Genomic DNA, 17,709 nt, shown 5'->3' on the forward strand with positions numbered 1-17,709 from the left:
GTATTGTTATTGGGTATTGAGCAGTTCACTGGTGCCCGAGCGCCAGTGACGAATAGCCACCTGCACCCCTCTCACCAGCATGAGGATAAAGCCCACCATCACTAGGTAGTAAAGCCAGCTTTTAGGGATGTCCACCGAGGCCATCATGGCACTGGTGCGATTAGCCAGTTTGAAGGTGATCCAGGCCATGCTGGCGAAGAAAGCAATATTGATCAGGTCTACCAGTGTCGACATTACGCGACCCAGCCACCCCGGCATGTAGCGATAGAAAAATTCCACAGCGATATGCGACCCTTTTCGCACCGCCATGGTGCTACCCATAAAGCCCACCATGACCAATAGATAGCGCGCCATCTCCTCCGTCCAGGCGATGGAATTACCCAGCACATAGCGGCTGAAAAACTGCATAAAGACATCCAGTGCCAGCAGCCAGAAGATCCCAAGCGTCAGGAAATCCTCCAGGGCATAGTCATGGATGTTGAAGGAATCATCGTCGAGACCTGCGAGGCTGGTCTCGTCAGTGGGCTCAGTTTGGCTCATGGAAGGCTCCCGCTTCGCCCCACCCAAGGCTTGGGCGGGGCGAGTCTTGGTCTACGAAAAAAACGATCCCGGAAACGTATGGCTTCTGGAAAAACCAGGCCTCACGGCATTACTGGCCGATCGCCTGAAGACGATCGTAGGTTTCCTGATCCCATGTCGCCGCTTCACCGTTATGGGCCGGAATCGTAGCTTCGCGGAAGGGTTCGATATCCACCTCATTGACGGTCACACCCTGCTCTTCGAACCAAGCCACCAGCTCTTCCTCGGATTGAAGAATGTCCTGGGTGATGCGCTGACCCGCTTCGGTGTAGACCTCACGGAAAATCTCGCGGTCTTCCTCGGAAAGACGGTTCCACAGCGGGCCACCGGCAATGGTAATCAGCGAGTCGGTAATATGTCCGGTCAGGTTGATGTAGTCCTGTACCTCATGAAACGCTTTGGCGCGAATGGTCGGCAGCGGATTCTCTTGGGCATCCACGACGCCCTGCTGGAGCGCCAAATAGACTTCAGCGAAAGCGATAGGGGTTGGGTTAGCGCCCACCGCTTCGGGGAACATCATGTACATGGGGGCATTGGGCGTACGTATTTTTAGGCCTTCCATGTCTTCAGGCGTATTGATCGGTTCGTTGGACGTTACATGACGGCGGCCGTAGTAATTCATGGCTAACGGTACGTTACCAGTTTCATCCTGGTAGCCCTGGGCGATTTCATCGAACAAATCGCTATCGGCGTAAGCCTGCCAATGCTCAAAATCGCGGAACATATAGGGTGCGCCAGCAATGCCTACCGGGCCATAGAAGCGCCCTGCAAACTGGTTGCCGGTGTAGATCAGATCGACGGTACCCAGCTGTAGACCTTCGTTGATATCCGATTCCTTACCAAGCGACGACGCTGCATGCACATTGATTGCGTAACGGCCGTCAGTGCGTTCCTCGATTTCATCCGCTGCCCAAAGCGCCCACTCGTGGTAGGGCTCGGATGTCTCGTAGACGTGAGCGAAGTTGAGTTCTTCCTGCGCATGCACAGCGCCGGTCACTGATAGCCCCCCGGCGATTAGCGTGGCCGTTAGCAGGCGGGCCATTTTCAGCGAGTGTTGGCGTTTGTGGCTCATCGTGTACTCCTCATAACCATTGGATTTATTGTTGGCTATTGTGATCTGTAGTTAATTATTAGGTGAGCAGTGGTATACGACGTAACCGACCATAGAGCTGTATACGTGTCATACCACCCATTTCAAACCTAGTTGGTCGCCTACCATTGCGCAACCTTCTCACTCAGGATTTTCATCGTGCCGATGACGATTTAGGCGAAGACTGAACTGATCATGTAAGCGCACGAGCAGCTGTGGATCGCCAAAGCCACCCGCTTTGGTCATCACACGGCGCCGGGGGTCGCCATCGATATAGCCGAGCGCCACGCCAGGTGAACACTCGGCTTCAACGCCAATATGGCTCACGCCTAGCCGAGACAGCACGGCCATGGCGATATCTCCACCGGTTAAAAACAGCAGGCTCTCCTCATCCTGCTGCCAGTGCGAGGTGATCGACGCCACCTGGGCGGCCATCGCCCCGGACACTTCACCGGCCGTACGCTGGGTGCCGGATTCTGGCACCACCACGCAGGCATTTGAAGCACGGGTAGCGAACTTATCAGCGCTCACTTCAATAACGCTCAAATGGGAGAAGTGCTGGCGCAGCTGCATCAGTTGCTCCGCAGCGCGAGCGCTTCTCGACCCCACGGCATAAAGCACTTTATTGACGTTGTGGAGCGTTCGACACGGCGACTCAGGTGCTCCAAAGCAGCGTTGAGCCATCGCCGTTGCCAATCCCGCCGCACCCGCCATGGCATGGTGACTGTCGGTATCCATAAGGTTATAAACTGCTGCAAGCTCCTCATCGCTCTCGGCATCAGCGATATAATCTTCGCTGGGGAGCGATGTTGCCTGCCCCGGGCGATAGCGCTGCAGGGGCAAGCCACCGGCGGCAAAAGCGACATCGATGGGGCCTGCCAGCGGCGCTGAGCGGGCATCCTGCTGGTAGTCTGTTTCTGCCAGTGGCAGACCATCCACCCATACTTCTGCGTCGCGAACGGTCCTACCCTGGGCGGGCACCGCAGGCGCCAGCAGCAGGGGCAAACCAAGCGCTTCTCGCAGCGCTTTACACTCAGCCACTACTTGGCCACGCAGGGTCGAATCGACTTTCTTGAACCACTGCTGAGGCGCTACTCGCCTGAGTAAACACACTGCTTCACTTACCCGAAGCGCCGACTCCTCGGCCTTTAAATGACGGGATTCGGTATTCACGGCGATAACCGCTGGCCACTGCCCTTGCCACGCCTCAAGCGTTGTTGCTAATGCCTCCAGGCTGATCACCACGCGGGCATCTGCGCCCCGCGCGGCAAACGGAGCGGCAGTATCCAGCGCGCCCGAAAGATCGTCGGCAATAATCGCCAATCGGCAGCTACTCATGCTTTGGCGCCACTGGCTAACCGCCGGGCATAGGCAATCGCAGACCCCATATTGGTGGCATCGGCTTTGCCCTGCCAGGCAATATCAAAGGCGGTGCCGTGATCCACCGAGGTGCGCTGAAGCGGTAAGCCGAGGCTGACATTCACCGTAGTATCAAAAGCAATCAGTTTGACGGGGATATGGCCCTGGTCGTGATACTGGGCGATAACCAAATCGAACTCGCCTTTTGAGGCGCGGTAAAACACCGTATCTGCCGAGATAGGCCCGCTCACATCAAAACCACGCTCGCGCAAGCGCTCCACCGCTGGGGCGATACAGCGGCTATCTTCATCGCCAAAAATACCGCCTTCGCCGCAATGCGGGTTAAGGCCTGCCACGGCAATGCGCGGCGCCTTCATGCCCAACGCTAGCAAGTGCGCATGCCCCGCCTCAACGGTGGCAATGATGCGTTCGGGGGTGACTCGATCGATCGCATCGCGCAGCGAAACGTGGGTGGACACATGCAGCGTCGAGAGCGTCTTAGATGCCAGCAGCATGAACGATGAGGGCGCGCCGGTCAGCGATGCCAGCATCCCGGTGTGGCCATCATAGTGGTGCCCGGCTTCATGCAGCGCGGCCTTGTTCAGTGGGGCGGTGACGATCACCTGGGCCCGCCCCGCCTGCACCAGTTCTACGGCTTTTTGAACGCAGCGAAACGCCATATCGCCCGCCCCGGCGCTGATTTGTCCATCAGGGACCTCAACGCCTTTTGGCAGCTCGACCACGCCGACCGCCACATGATCCTTACCGCTTTGTGCCTGCTCTAGTGGCACGAATTCAAGCGCGGCGCCAATACTCGCCGCTGCCCGGCGATAAATCGCTGGGTCACCGATGACCATCGTTGTGGCGCGCTCAGCAGCGGACATAGCACTCAAGGCGCGGCAAATGATTTCGGGGCCGATACCGGCAGGATCGCCCATGGTGATCGCGATTTCATAACAGCGTGGAGAGCTATTCATGGCATTAGCTGCCCGCCGTTGACCTCGATGATCTGACCGGTGACATAACCACTCAGCGTTTCTGTTCCGAGGAAAACATAAGCCCCGACACACTCTTCCGACGTGCCTAACCGGCCCATGGGGATCGATGCCCGCGCTGCGTTGAGATGCGCCTCGCTTGAGTGACGATCATGAAAATCGGTAGCAATCGTGCCAGGGGCAACGGCATTAACGCGAATATTATCTCCCGCCAGTTCCTTGGCCATATTACGCGTGATCGTACTCACAAAGCCTTTTGCTGAGGCGTACAGGCCAGCGCCACCCCCGCCGCCATTGCGTGCGGCAATCGAGGTGGTGTGAATGATATTTCCGCCGCCTGCGCGGCGAAAATGCGGCAGCGCTGCGCGGCTGGCCATCACAACCGAGCGAACATTGAGATCCATGACCCGGTCATATTGATCATCATCCATTTCCTCTAAACCAACACGGCCCAGCATGTCGCCAGCGTTATTGATCAACAGGTCTAAACCGCCCAGACGTTCGGCGGCATCGTCGACGAGTTTTTGGGTCTCGCGAGTGTGGCTGACGTCTGCTTTCAGGGTAAAAGCGTCCCCACCCGCATCGCGAATCGCCTGAGCCACTGTTTCAGCGGGGGCTTCACTGCTGTGATAGTGCACCGCTACGTGGGCTCCTAATGCCCCCAGCTGTTTCGCAACCGCCGCGCCAATGCCACGGCTGGCACCGGTGATCAATACTCGCTTACCTTTCCACTCGTCTAACATGAAATTCTCCTTAACACTTTTTGTTTTATGGTGAGCGCTGTGCTTAGCGCCACCGTCTTTATCCAGATAGATTTAACTATCGACCCGAAATGGAACGGTGCGCTAAAGTAAGCCATGAACTGGCATACCTGTCATACAACACGACATCTATAACATGATAGGCGATGGCTTGTTTAGCGCCAGTCGCCTACCACTGCTAACGATTAAAACTAATTCTAAGAACGAATGGAGAAGCACATGAAGCCACTTTCATCGACGGATACACTTCCCGCCGACCTGGGTAACGCGCTGCTGGTTGGCCGCGTTTGGCTGGAAGGCAGCCATCCCGGCCCCGCGCTAGTCACTGTCAACAACGGCCAGGTGATCGACATTACCGCCTTTGGCCCCACCATGGCTGACCTGCTGGAACGCGACGACCTACAAGCGGTAGTGCAGCAGGCGGAAGGTCCCCATCTGTGCAGTGTTGAGGCACTGCTGGAAAACTCTCAGCTACCCCAGCCACAAGCGCCCTACCTGCTTGCGCCTTGTGATGTGCAGGCCGTTAAAGCGTGCGGCGTCACCTTTGCCGTTAGCCTTTTGGAGCGAGTGATCGAAGAGCAAGCGGGCGGCGACCCGGCGCGGGCAGTTGCACTGCGTGAGGATCTTCAAGCACTGATCGGCACAGATCTTTCCAAGATGGTGCCGGGTTCTGAAGAGGCGATGTCGCTGAAAAAGGCGCTTCAGGCACGCGGAGGGTGGTCACAATACATGGAAGTCGGCATCGGCCCCGATGCGGAGGTGTTCACCAAATCCCAGCCGCTCTCATCGGTGGGTTTTGGCACGCCTGTAGGCTTACACCCCTCTTCTCAATGGAACAATCCTGAACCCGAAATCGTGCTGGCCGTCGATAGCCGTGGGAAAGTTCGCGGTGCCACTCTGGGCAACGACGTCAACCTGCGTGATGTCGAGGGGCGTAGCGCCTTGTTGCTGGGTAAGGCGAAAGATAACAACGCCTCCTGCTCACTCGGCCCGTTCATTCGCCTGTTTGACGATCACTTCGATATCGACAGCGTGCGCAACTGCCAGGTATCGCTACGTATCGAGGGCGAAGACGACGACTTCCTGCTCCAGGGCGAAAGCGATATGCGCGAGATCAGCCGCGACCCGTTGGACTTGGTTAGCCAAACCATCGGCGCCCACCACCAATACCCGGACGGTTTTATGCTGTTCCTGGGCACTATGTTCTCGCCGATTCAGGACCGCGACGGCCAAGGCCAGGGCTTTACCCATCACCTGGGTGATCGCGTCACCATTGCCACCCCAGCGCTGGGCGCACTGGTCAACCGGGTAGGCAGAAGCGATCAGCTACCGCCCTGGACCTACGGCATTCGCGAACTGATGCGCCACCTAGCGCGCCGTTAAATTTCACCCCCACCACGCCAAGGAGAGCACAATGACAACGATTACTCGCGTCGAGATTCAAGACATTCGCTTCCCCACCTCGCGCTCGCTGGATGGCTCGGATGCCATGAATGCCGCGCCGGACTACTCCGCCGCCTACGTCATCCTACACACCGATGACGGCAGCCCCGAAGGGCACGGTCTGACCTTCACGATTGGTCGCGGTAACGAGATTGTCGTCACGGCACTGCAGTCGCTGGCGCCGCTGATTGAAGGGAAAACACTTTCCTCGATAACCGACAATATGGGCACCTTCTGGCGGGAAATCACCGGCGACAGCCAGCTACGCTGGATTGGGCCCGATAAAGGCGCGATTCACTTGGCGACCGCCGCCATCGTCAACGCCGTGTGGGATATGTGGGCGAAGAAAGAAGGCAAGCCGGTATGGAAACTGCTGGTGGATATGACGCCCGAACAGCTGGTGCACTGTCTCGACTTCCGATTTGTGACGGATGCATTAACGCCAGAAGAAGCGATCTGCCTGCTACGCCGCCAGTCATCCGGCAAAGCGGCACGGGAAGCAGAAATGCGCAGTGACGGCTACCCCGGCTACACCACATCAGCGGGCTGGCTGGGTTACAGCGACGAGAAAGTGCGCGGCCTGGCGCGTGAAGCGCTGGCCGAAGGCTGGACGCACTTCAAACAGAAAATTGGCGGCGACATCGAAGAAGACGCCCGCCGTGCAGCGCTGCTGCGCGATGAGATCGGTTGGGACAACGTGCTAATGATGGACGCCAACCAGGTGTGGGAAGTCGACGAGACGATCACCAAAATGCGCCGCCTGGCCGAGTTTGACCCGCTATGGATCGAAGAGCCCACCAGCCCTGACGACATTCTCGGCCACGCCGAGATCCGCCACCGCGTGGCGCCGATTGGTGTCGCCACCGGCGAACACTGCCACAACAAGGTAATGTTCAAACAGTTCTTTCAGGCGGATGCCATCGACTACTGTCAGCTCGATGCGGCGCGCCTGGGCGGGCTCAACGAAGTCATTCTGGTGGTGCTGATGGCCGCTAAATTCGGCGTACCGATTTGCCCTCATGGCGGCGGCGTTGGGCTCTGCGAATACACCCAACATATCTCGCTATTCGACTACATCGCGGTATCCGGTAGCCTTGAAGGCCGCGTGCTGGAGTACGTAGACCACCTTCACGAGCACTTTATCGACCCGGTAGTCATCAACCGTGGCCGCTACCAAGTGCCTGAGGCGCCGGGTTACAGCATTGCCATGCACGCAGAATCCCAAGCACAGCACCGCTTCCCCGAAGGCGCAGCCTGGCAGGAAGAGCGTTAATGACCGACACCACCACCTTTTTAAATGAGTTAACCAGCCTGCTCGGCGAGCGCGGTTTACTGCGCGAACCGCACGCCATGGCGCGCTACGTTAGCGACTGGGCAGGCGATACGCTGGGCATGCCGTTGGCCGTGGCTCGCCCAGCTAATACCGCTGAAGTCGCCGAGGTTGCAAAGCGCTGCTATCAACAAGGGATCGCGATGACGCCTCAGGGCGGCCATAGCGGCCTGGTGGCAGGCGCCTTGCCTGCCGCCAGTGGTCAGGAGCTGGTGATCAGCTTGGAACGCCTAAACAATGTGCGGGCCATTGATCCGGTCAACTTCACTATCACGGTAGACGCGGGCTGTATCCTTGAAAACGTTAAGCTGGCCGCCTTTGATCATGATTGTGACTTTCCCCTCTCGTTAGGGGCTCAAGGCAGTTGTCAGATTGGCGGCAATATCGCCACCAACGCGGGCGGGCTTAACGTGTTGCGCTACGGCATGATGCGCGAGCTGGTGCTGGGCCTTGAAGTAGTGCTCCCCGACGGGCGTATCTGGGAGAGCCTAAGTGCGCTGCATAAGGACAATCGCGGCTACGACCTTCAACAGCTGTTTCTGGGTAGTGAAGGTACCTTGGGTATCGTCACTGGCGCGGTGTTAAAACTATCACCGCGCCCAACCCAAAACCGGACGGCGCTGCTGGGACTGCCCTCCGTTCAGGCAGTCATTGACCTTTACGGTTTGGCTCGCCGAGAGTGCTGCGATCTGCTAACGGCTTTTGAGCTGATTCCTCGCCGCTGCATCGAGCTGGCAATTGAAGCGACGCCCGAGCTACGCGATCCGCTGGATAGCGCCTACCCCTGGTACGTGCTGATGGAAGTCGCCGCCACAGGCCCCGTGGACCTTACCGCCTTGCTGGAAGCGCTGCTGGAAACCGGCATGGAGCGCGAGCTGGTGCTGGATGGTGCGCTAGCCTCTAGCGACACCCAGTCCGCCCAGCTGTGGCAGTTCCGTGAAAGTATGCTGGAAGGTCAACGGCGGCGCGGCGAGCATCTGCGCACCGATATCTCGGTACCCATTTCGGCGATTCCGGACTTCGTTAGCCGGGCAAGCGAGGTGGTGATGGCGGCGTCCCCCGAGTGCGACATTATTGCCTACGGCCATGTGGGCGACGGCAATCTGCACTTCAATATCCTACCGCCCACGGCAATGGCGGATAGCGATAAGAAAGCCCATCTGCACGAGCTTGAAGAGCGTCTTTTTGAGGTGCTGGATGACTTCCAGGGCAGCATCAGCGCTGAACATGGCATTGGCCGCACCAAGCAAGCACCTTATTTGGCGCGGCTATCGCCGATTGAGCGGGAGATGGTCAGCGGCGTTAAAGCGCTATTCGACCCCAAAGGATTGATGAACCCAGGAAGGATTTTGCCTGCTGCTGGGGAGTAATCCCCAGCATGGTTCACCACTATTTGGTTCATTCGTGCTTGAACCGCTCCGCTAGACCTCGCAGCGCATTGGCGTAAAGCAGCGTATCAATCCCGACACCAACGAAGGTACAGCCCGCGGCGAGATAGCCGCGGGCTGCCTGCTCATCCACCGTGACGATACCCGCTGCCTTCCCCGCAGCGCGTATCTTGTTAATGGCGTCACTAATCGCTTCTGTCACTTCAGGGTGGTTGGCATTGCCGAGATGCCCCATAGACGCCGACAAATCCGCCGGGCCAATAAACACCCCATCGACACCGTCTACTGCAGCGATAGCCTCCAGGTTAGCAAGCGCCTGGGGGCTCTCCACCTGCAGCATGAGGCAGATTTCGTCATCAGCGCGGGAGAGGTAATCTTCTGCCTGCCCCCAACGCGAGGCGCGTGCCAGCACATGACCAACGCCGCGAATACCCTGGGGTGGGTAACGCGTAGCCGCCACTAACTCAGCCGCTTGCTCGGCGGTCTCGACCATGGGGATGAGCAGGTTCTGCACGCCAATATCCAGGTAACGCTTGATCAATACCGCATCGCCGGTGGGCGGGCGAACCACCGGGTGGCTTTGATAGGGGGCCAGCGCCTGCAGCTGAGCAAGCAGGCTGGCGAGATCATTAGGCGTATGTTCTGCGTCAATCAACAGCCAGTCGAAGCCCGCCGTGGCGGCAATCTCAGCGGTATAAGCACTGGTCAAGCCAAGCCAAATGCCCGTTTGGGGTTGGCCCGCCAGTAGCAGTTGCTTAAACGCGTTGTGCGGCATTTTCATACGGGCTCCTTCTGAATTAGTACCCCATGATATCTGGCAGCCAAGTGGCCAATCCAGGCACGGCGATCAACAGCAAAATGGTCGCAATGATCGGCAGCAAGAACGGCAGTATCGCGGTCACCACTTGGCCATAACGCAGCCGGGTAATGCCCACCATTAAAAACAGCACCGTGCCAAATGGCGGCGTAATGACCCCCACCGATAGCGTGATCACCATCACGATACCGAAGTGAACAGGGTCTAATCCGGCGCTTAGCGCTGCGGGCACCACAATGGGGGTAAAAATCAGGATGCTTTCGATCACTGACATAAAGCAACCGATCAATAGGAAGAACAGCGCAAAACAGAGTAGCAGCGCAAACATCGGCATATCGATGCTGGCGACCTGACCCGCTAACGCCTGAGGAATGCCCATGCGCACCAGTATCCAGCCATAAAAGCTGGAGACCGCAATAATCAGCAGGATAACTGCACTGAACATCAGCGTGCGACTGAAGGCGTTAAACAGATCCTTCCAATTCAAATCGCGGTAGATCAGTCCACCTAGAATGATCGCGTAGAGCGAGGCAATAGCGCCCGCTTCGGTGGGCGTGAAGAAACCGCCCCAAATACCGCCGACGATAATCGCTGGCATCATCAAAGGCAAAATAGCGCGTTTACCGGTGCGGACAACTTCGCAGGCGTCAAAAGGCGTGGGTTTAGGCATCACCACCCTACCGCTGGCAGACAGCAGCACGGTCATTCCCATCAGCAGCAGTGCCATCAAGATACCCGGCAGTAGCCCCGCCATAAACAGCCCACCAATACTCACATTGGCCAGCCAGCCATAAACGACGAGCGCGATACTGGGCGGCAGAATTGGCCCGATGACGCTAGAGGCGGCAGTGATGCCGGTTGAGTAACCCAACTCGTAGCCACGCTCTTTCATCGCCTTGATTTCGATACTACCCAGCCCGGCAGCATCGGCCACCGCGGTGCCCGACATCGTGGCGAAAATGGAGCTGGCCACCACGTTGGCGTGACCCAGGCCACCCTTGGTAAAACCTACTAAGGCAGTCGCAAAATCAAAAATCCGCGTGGTGGTGGAGCCAATATTCATGATGTTGGCGGCCAGAATAAACAGCGGAATCGCCAGCAGGGTAAAGTTATTGAGGGTTTGCACCATGCGCAGCGGGAGTAACTCGACGGGTAGCCCGCCGGTACCGGTCGCTACCAAGGCGATAAAGGAGGTCACGCCAATGGCGACCACCACGGGCAAGCCAATGGCCATCAGAACTAACAAGCCACCGACGAAAATCAGTAGTTCGGTCATGGTTGAGAGACCTCCTCTTCATGGGACGTTTCCAACCACGCCACCGGGCCGCGCAACGTTTGCCAAAAGGCAATCAGCGCCATGCCCACAAAGCTGAAAAAGATGCCGTAATAGAGGTAGCTGAAACTGATACTTAACGAGACAGTTTTATTGTTGGCGCTCATGTCCGACATGATCCAAGCCCCCCAGGCGGCCAGTGCAAAAAAGCCGCAGGAGATCAGCGCAGTGAGCCGGTACTGGATATTCTTACCCAGCCCGGAAAGCTTATGGCTGAACAAATCGACCACCAGATGCTCGCTGCGTACCCAGGCGGATAGCGACCCGAAGCCAATCGCGTAAATCGCCAGCATAGACGCCACCTCTTCGGTCCAGGGCATCCCCAGCCCCAGCAGGTCACGGGCAATCACGGCCGCCACGATCAGCAGCAGAATGGCTGCCATCAGCGCCACGCCCACCCCATCGCACAGGCGTGTAACGCCGCGCAGCGTATAGAAAGCAATTCGATCTGGCCCCTTACTGGGCGCTACCGCGTCTTCCACTGGAGAACTCCTTACCCTGACTGCTTTTTAGTCTTACATGAAAACTTATTTATAATGAAGAAAAGCGACGGCCCGATGGGCCGCCGCAATTTCTGTCCAGCGCGTTTTACTCGCTGTCGTTACCCAGCGCATCTTCACGAACGCCCTCGGCCATGTCAGCCATGACACGATCGATAGCCGGTAACGCTGCCTCGCGGAAAGGCGCAACATCCGGCTCAATGACGGTCATGCCTTCATCCTGCAGGGCTTCCAGATAGAACTCATCGAGATCGCGTTCTTGCTCTGACCCGTACTGGCGTGCCACCTCAATGGCTTCTTCGATCAGCGCTTGATCTTCCTCTTCTAGACCATCCCACCAACGAGAACTAGCTACCCAGCTCCACGGAAACTGCACGTGACTGGTCATGATCAGGTAGTCCTGCACTTCCCATAGACGACGGGTATAAGGCGAGGAGAGCGAGTTCTCGTGGCCATCGACCTGGCCGGTCTGCATGGCGAGATAAATCTCTGGCGCCGGTACGTTGACTACCTGAGCCCCAATCTCTTCCCACACTTCCAACCATACCGGCAACGAAGGCAGGCGCAGGCGGAAGCCATCCAGATCATCTGGGGAGTGGATCTCTTTATTGGCGGTCATGTGGCGGGGCCCGCGGTGCTGCAGACCAAAGTACTTCAGACCGCCCTGACTTTCTGCTTTCTCGACCAGTGCTTGGCCGGAAGGACTCTCCATATAGGCGTCGACTTCATCCCAAGTAGTGAACACAAAGGGAACCGTAATGGCGTCGTATTCAGGCGCATACTGTTGACGCCAGTTACCACCGGTCAGGGAGAGCTGGGTTTGGCCCAGGTTTAGCAGTTCCAAAACAGCATTTTCACCGCCAAGAGAGCCCGCCAAAAAGGGACGCACTTCAAAGCGGCCTGGCGCCTGCTCTTCTAGATACTCAGCAAAGCGTTCCACCGCGGCGCTTTCCGAGCCGCCTTCACTCATGGTGTTGTTAACTTGAATTTCGATGGGGTTAGCTAAAACGAACGGGGCCGTCGTTAGCATGCCTAGGGTAGCCAGCGTGGCAAACAGTTGTTTCCGCATGGGATGCACTCTCTACGGTTGTCGTTATTGGATGTGTTGCTAGTTCGATCTTGAAACAAGCCGTCGAGGGGCTCAAATCGACGTTCAAGAAGGCTGGCTTCGTCAAATACGATGGCTAGAAACGCCGGTATGACGCGCTTTTTAACCGAGGCGCTTGCGGCCATACGACCAAAGATGAATACCTGACCGCCTTCGCTGCTCTTTCAACAGCCCTCTCGATAGGCTGTGAAGGCATACTTCAGCGTCACCGCTCAAGGCATTTTGCCATCACAAAATATTTGCCAGCTTTCACAAAACACGAAGCCATTTGCAGACTTCTGCAGCTAGCTCTCAACTGCTTTTTGGGTGAGGTGATCGACCAGATGCCGCGCCGTCACATGCAACGAGGCGTAGCGGCGCATGCCAATCACCAGCTCACGCTGGGCCCAAGGGTCGCTAAGCGGGATGCTTTTGAGCTGCAAATCCCCCAGATCACGATAGATGGTCTGCTCGGGGAGTACGCCAACGCCCATACCGTGGTGAATCATCCGGCAAATAGCGTCAAAGCTACGTACCTGAATGCGCATACGCAGCGCTTTGCCTGCTAGGTTAGCTTGTTCATTCAACAGTGATTGCAGCGAGGCGTCCTGCTGTAAGCCAATAAAATCGAAGGCCAGCGCTTCGTTAAAAGCGATGCTTTCACGCTCAGCCAAGGGGTGATCCATGGGCGTCATTAACATGAGACGGTCATGTCGATAAGAGAGTTGCTGAAGGTCTGGCGCTGGCACATGCCCGGCGAAAATGCCTATATCGGTCAATCCATCGCGCACGGCGGCAATGATTTCACTGCTAACTCGCTCCTGCAGATCAATCTTGATTTCAGGATAGAGGCGGGTAAAGGCACTGAGATCCTGAGGGAGAAAAGCAATGATCGCCGAGGTATTGGAGTGGATACGCACATGGCCGCGTACGCCTTCTCCGTACTCGCTGAGTTCCGCATGTAGGCGCTCGATGTTATCCATAATGCGCCGAGCATGGTGCAAAAACGCCTGGCCCGCAGGAGTGAGCTCCACACCCCGCGGGCGGCGATACAGCAGCGTCGTGCCGACCAGCGCTTCCAGATCGCTTATTCGCTTGCTCACTGCAGCGAGTGCTAAGTGTTCTCGCTCGGCTGCAGCGGTCAGGCGGCCTTCGTCCGCTACGGAAATAAACAGCTTGAGGGTGACAAAATCGAAGCGGCGCATGACACATGACTCCCAAAGGACAGACGGATTATGCTAACGCACCCCTTCGCTAACCACGAACCCTTTGTTACTGATTGCCTAATTGTCGCTCTGGATCGGCTCACGCAAGCTGACAATAAATGATGATAACGATAAATAGAGGAAAGCCTTAATGAATGCTCCCGAAGCCCGCCAGCTTCCGCTCCAAGGCTTGAAAGTGCTTGAGCTTGGGCAACTGATTGCGGGGCCTTTCGCCACCAAACTACTGGGTGAATTCGGTGCCGATGTGATTAAAATCGAACCACCAGGCACCGGCGACCCACTTCGCAAATGGCGAATGATAGAGGATGACACCTCGCTCTGGTGGCATGTGCAAACCCGCAACAAGCGCTCGGTGGCGCTGGACTTGCGCAGTGAAGAGGGCCAAAAGCTGGTGCGCCAACTCGCCGTTGAGGCTGACGTGGTGGTGGAAAACTTCCGCCCCGGCACGCTAGACAACTGGGGATTAGGCTGGGAAGTACTCTCCAAACTTAATCCACGGCTGATCATGGTGCATATTTCCGGCTATGGGCAAACGGGACCCTACCGGGACAAGCCCGGGTTTGGCGTCATAGGCGAAGCCATGGGCGGACTGCGTTATCTCACCGGCCAGCCGGGCGAGCCTTCGGTGCGCGTTGGCGTGAGTATCGGTGATTCGCTTTCCGCGCTCTACGCCGTGATTGGTACCCTGCTGGCACTCCAGGAGCGCAACCGCAGCGGTCTGGGTCAAGAGATCGACGTCGCGCTGTATGAGTCGGTGTTTGCGATGATGGAGAGCCTGCTGCCAGAATTCGATGCCAGCGGCCAGGTTCGCGAACCGAGCGGCAGCGCCCTGCCCGGGATTACGCCCTCCAACGCCTACCGCTGCCAAGGCGGTGATTACGTGCTAATAGCTGGCAATGGAGACAGTATCTTCAAGCGCCTGATGGGCGTGATTGGCCGTGAAGATTTAGCCAACGACCCGGCCCTGGCCTATAACGATGGGCGCAGCCAGCAAGCCGAGATGATTGATGCTGCGATTCAAACGTGGACGGAAGAGCGCCCACGGGGTGCCATTCTGCAGGCCCTGGATGACGCCCGTGTGCCCGCAGGCTACCCCTACACGGCCGAAGATATCGCCTTTGACCCTCACTACTTGGCGCGGGAGATGATTCAAACCTTTACACGTCCTAATGGCAAACCGCTAAAAGTACCCGGCGTATTGCCAAAGCTTAGCGCTACGCCAGGGCGAATCGGCGACGGCGGCCCCACCCTTGGCCAGCATACCGACGACGTGTTGGATGAGCTGGGTATTGATCACGAAACCCGCGCCAAGCTGCGCCAAGCGGGCATTATTTAGGGAGTGTTTTTATGAAGTTGGTAACACCTTGCCCCACCAAAATCGAGATCAACGAAGTTGCCCCTCGGGACGGCCTGCAGATAGAAGCGCGGTTTGTGCCGACGGAAGAGAAAATCCGCTGGATCGATGCGCTCTCTACCACTGGCCTACGGCGTATCGAAGCAACGTCATTCACGTCGCCTAAAGCGATCCCCAACCTGCGCGATGCCGCTGAAGTGGTGACCGGCATTCAGCGCCGGGAAGGGGTCGATATCACCGTGCTGGTGCCCAACGTCAAGGGCACCGAGCGGGCGCTCGCCTGCCAGGTGGATGAGATCAATCTGGTGATGTCGGCCAGCAATAGCCACGGCCTGGCCAACCTGCGCATGACGCCGGAGCAGTCGCTAGAGCAGTTCGCGGCGATTTTGGAGGTCAGCAAGCATTTCGATAGCAGTACAAATAGCGGCGTGTTTATCAACGCCTCCCTCTCGACGACCTTTGGCTGCCCCTTTGAAGGCGACGTTCCTGAAGCGCGAGTGCTGGAGCTTGTTGAAAAGCTGATTGACCTTGGCATTCAGGGCGTCACGCTCTGCGATACCACCGGCATGGCCAACCCTGCCCAGGTCAAACGCTTATGTGAAGCCGTGCTTGAGCGCTGGCCGGAAACGCCGTTCACGCTGCACTTTCACAATACCCGCGGCATGGGCCTAGCTAACGCCCTGGCGGCTTGGCAGGCAGGCATTAGCCGCTTCGACTCATCCTTAGGCGGGCTAGGCGGCTGCCCCTTTGCCCCGGGTGCGACGGGCAATGTATGCACCGAAGACCTAGTGCATATGTTTGAGGCCATGGGCGTCGATACCGGTGTCGACCTGGATGCACTGTTGGAGATCGCCGCCACCCTCCCCAACCTTATCGGCCACGATGTGCCGGGGCAGGTGGTCAAAGCCGGGAAATCGACCCGGCGTTATGCAATACCATAACTTCATGCCTAATGCTCAAACCTGAGGTTAGGCAGGCCCAATTACATGCTTCACTTCCAGATAAGCACTCAACCCCCAAGGGCCAAGTTCACGCCCAATGCCGCTACGCTTGAAGCCGCCCCAGGCGGTTTCAGGTAGCACGAGTTGCTCGCTGTTGTACCAGATGCTACCGGCTTTCAACTGACGGCCAATGCGCTTGGCACGCTCTGGGTCACCGCTGATGACAGTTGCCGCTAGGCCAAAAGCACTGTCGTTGGCGAGTCGAATCGCTTCGGCTTCACTTGTCACGCTGCGGGCGCAGAGCACCGGGCCGAAAATCTCCTCTTTCCACAGGCGGCTCTCAAGCGGTACATCGCGATAAAGCGTGGGGGCCAGGAAGTAGCCCTGGGTCGGCAACGTGCGGTGCGTCGCATCGCGCACGACTGTCAGTCCTTCCTGTTCGGCCAGATCCAAATAGCGTTGCACGGCGTCGCGCTGTTTGGCGCTGGTCAGCGGGCCTAAGTCGATGCCTTCGGCTAGCGGGTCGCCTAGCGTTAGCGCATCCATTCGCTCTCCAAGCGCGGCATAGAGTGCTTCCGCTACGTCTTCGTGTACCAACAGGCGCGAAGTTGCTGAGCAGATTTGTCCGGCATTGAAGTAAATGCCCGCCATTACCCAGTCAGCGGCTTGCGCCGGGTCGGCATCTTCCATCACTAAAATGGGGGATTTGCCGCCTAGTTCCAGCGACACGCTCGCGGTGCGGGCACTAGCCGACTGCATGACCGCTTCACCCACGCGATTACTTCCGGTAAAGGAGATTTTATCCACGCCTGGGTGGCTGGTGAGCGGTGCGCCGATACCCTCACCGTCGCCGTTAAGCAAGTTGAGCACACCCGCGGGCAGGCCAATCTCCAGGGCGATTTCTGCCAGCACTAACTCAGGGAGCGGTGTCACTTCGGATGGTTTAAGCACAGCGGTACAACCGGCTGCCAAAGCAGGCGCTAGCTTCCAGGCGCTGGTGACGAGTGGGAAATTCCACGGCGCAATCAGCCCCACCACGCCCACAGGGTCATGATAGGTACGCGCTTCAACACCCCCCATTTCCACACTGACTAACTCACCCTGACGGGCATCCAACGCTTTAGCCTGCTTGGCATAGTAGCGGTAGCAGGCAATAGCATCTTCCAGGTCGATCCCCGCCTCCGCTAATGGCTTGCCATTGTTGGTCGCCGACAGCGTGATAATCGAGTCACGGCGGGCTTCCAGTGCATCGGCGAACCCTTCCAAATACTCTGCACGTGCGGCACCACCCAACGCCTGCCAATCAGGCTGCGCCTGCTGGGCCGCTGTTACGGCGGCGGCTACATCCGCGGCATCTCCCGCAGTAACCTGAGCAATGCGTTCTTCGCGGTAAGGGTTCATCACATCGAGGAGTCGAGTGCCCGCTGAAGCGACCCACTGGTTATTGATAAATTGCTTATCAAGTATAGAAGCGTGTTCTATTTTAGATGTCGTAGACACGATTAA

General features: G+C 57.6%; 16 protein-coding genes. 5 read left to right on the forward strand and 11 right to left on the reverse strand.

The annotated features are described in order from the left end of the window. Positions 1-6: 6 nt before the first annotated feature. The 5 genes from ACXUPB_RS18015 to ACXUPB_RS18035 form a co-directional block, all read right to left on the reverse strand. On the reverse strand, positions 7-540 hold the full coding sequence (locus tag ACXUPB_RS18015) for a TRAP transporter small permease (protein WP_035561371.1): 534 nt from the start codon (positions 538-540) through the stop codon (positions 7-9). Between the two features lie 109 nt (positions 541-649). Next, positions 650-1,651, reverse strand: coding sequence for a sialic acid TRAP transporter substrate-binding protein SiaP (locus ACXUPB_RS18020; protein WP_035561368.1), 1,002 nt, complete (start codon positions 1,649-1,651; stop codon positions 650-652). Positions 1,652-1,810: 159 nt separating this feature from the next. Further along, positions 1,811-3,007, reverse strand: a complete 1,197-nt coding sequence (locus ACXUPB_RS18025) for a four-carbon acid sugar kinase family protein (protein ID WP_179916917.1) — start codon at positions 3,005-3,007, stop codon at positions 1,811-1,813. After that, positions 3,004-4,005: a 4-hydroxythreonine-4-phosphate dehydrogenase PdxA gene (gene pdxA, locus ACXUPB_RS18030; protein ID WP_472953776.1), complete on the reverse strand. Its 1,002-nt coding sequence runs from the start codon at positions 4,003-4,005 to the stop codon at positions 3,004-3,006. The genes ACXUPB_RS18025 and pdxA overlap by 4 nt, the downstream gene beginning before the upstream one ends. Further along, entirely contained in the window at positions 4,002-4,766 is a 765-nt protein-coding gene (locus tag ACXUPB_RS18035) for an SDR family NAD(P)-dependent oxidoreductase (protein ID WP_179916915.1), read from the reverse strand. The genes pdxA and ACXUPB_RS18035 overlap by 4 nt, the downstream gene beginning before the upstream one ends. Before the next feature lie 237 nt (positions 4,767-5,003). On the opposite strand from ACXUPB_RS18035, the gene ACXUPB_RS18040 reads away from it, so the two are divergent. From ACXUPB_RS18040 to ACXUPB_RS18050, 3 genes are read left to right on the forward strand one after another with little or no spacing between them, the layout of a single operon-like run. After that, positions 5,004-6,167 carry a fumarylacetoacetate hydrolase family protein gene (locus ACXUPB_RS18040; protein ID WP_035561357.1) on the forward strand — a complete coding sequence of 388 codons (1,164 nt, stop codon included), beginning with the start codon at positions 5,004-5,006 and terminating at the stop codon, positions 6,165-6,167. A gap of 31 nt (positions 6,168-6,198) precedes the next feature. Continuing rightward, positions 6,199-7,500, forward strand: a complete 1,302-nt coding sequence (locus ACXUPB_RS18045) for an L-fuconate dehydratase (protein WP_035561354.1) — start codon at positions 6,199-6,201, stop codon at positions 7,498-7,500. Continuing rightward, positions 7,500-8,927 (forward strand): FAD-binding oxidoreductase, encoded by a 1,428-nt coding sequence (locus ACXUPB_RS18050; RefSeq protein ID WP_035561351.1) that lies wholly within the window; start codon positions 7,500-7,502, stop codon positions 8,925-8,927. The genes ACXUPB_RS18045 and ACXUPB_RS18050 overlap by 1 nt, the downstream gene beginning before the upstream one ends. A gap of 28 nt (positions 8,928-8,955) precedes the next feature. On the opposite strand, the gene hpaI is transcribed toward ACXUPB_RS18050, so the two are convergent. The 5 genes from hpaI to ACXUPB_RS18075 all read right to left on the reverse strand — a co-directional run bounded on the left by hpaI (position 8,956) and on the right by ACXUPB_RS18075 (position 13,887). Continuing rightward, positions 8,956-9,726 carry a 4-hydroxy-2-oxoheptanedioate aldolase gene (gene hpaI / locus ACXUPB_RS18055; protein ID WP_179916914.1) on the reverse strand — a complete coding sequence of 257 codons (771 nt, stop codon included), beginning with the start codon at positions 9,724-9,726 and terminating at the stop codon, positions 8,956-8,958. 16 nt (positions 9,727-9,742) lie between these two features. After that, a complete protein-coding gene (locus tag ACXUPB_RS18060) occupies positions 9,743-11,038 on the reverse strand; it encodes a TRAP transporter large permease (protein WP_179916913.1) in 1,296 nt (431 codons plus the stop codon). Continuing rightward, positions 11,035-11,577: a TRAP transporter small permease gene (locus ACXUPB_RS18065; protein ID WP_035561340.1), complete on the reverse strand. Its 543-nt coding sequence runs from the start codon at positions 11,575-11,577 to the stop codon at positions 11,035-11,037. Before ACXUPB_RS18065 ends, ACXUPB_RS18060 begins: the two co-directional genes overlap by 4 nt. 106 nt (positions 11,578-11,683) lie before the next feature. Next, on the reverse strand, positions 11,684-12,664 hold the full coding sequence (locus ACXUPB_RS18070; RefSeq protein WP_472953781.1) for a TRAP transporter substrate-binding protein: 981 nt from the start codon (positions 12,662-12,664) through the stop codon (positions 11,684-11,686). Between the two features lie 323 nt (positions 12,665-12,987). After that, positions 12,988-13,887, reverse strand: coding sequence for a LysR family transcriptional regulator (locus ACXUPB_RS18075; protein ID WP_472953782.1), 900 nt, complete (start codon positions 13,885-13,887; stop codon positions 12,988-12,990). Positions 13,888-14,038: 151 nt separating this feature from the next. Between ACXUPB_RS18075 and ACXUPB_RS18080 the strand changes: the two genes are divergently transcribed. Further along, complete coding sequence (locus ACXUPB_RS18080) at positions 14,039-15,244, forward strand: CaiB/BaiF CoA transferase family protein (RefSeq protein ID WP_472953783.1); 1,206 nt, start codon at positions 14,039-14,041, stop codon at positions 15,242-15,244. Positions 15,245-15,255: 11 nt separating this feature from the next. Then, positions 15,256-16,203, forward strand: a complete 948-nt coding sequence (locus tag ACXUPB_RS18085) for a hydroxymethylglutaryl-CoA lyase (RefSeq protein ID WP_472953785.1) — start codon at positions 15,256-15,258, stop codon at positions 16,201-16,203. Between the two features lie 27 nt (positions 16,204-16,230). Here the strand turns inward: ACXUPB_RS18085 and ACXUPB_RS18090 are convergent, their stop codons facing one another. Beyond that, complete coding sequence (locus ACXUPB_RS18090) at positions 16,231-17,703, reverse strand: aldehyde dehydrogenase family protein (protein ID WP_179916910.1); 1,473 nt, start codon at positions 17,701-17,703, stop codon at positions 16,231-16,233. Between the last annotated feature and the right edge of the window lie 6 nt (positions 17,704-17,709).

The sequence above is a fragment of the Vreelandella sp. DA03-1M genome (genome assembly GCF_055725665.1).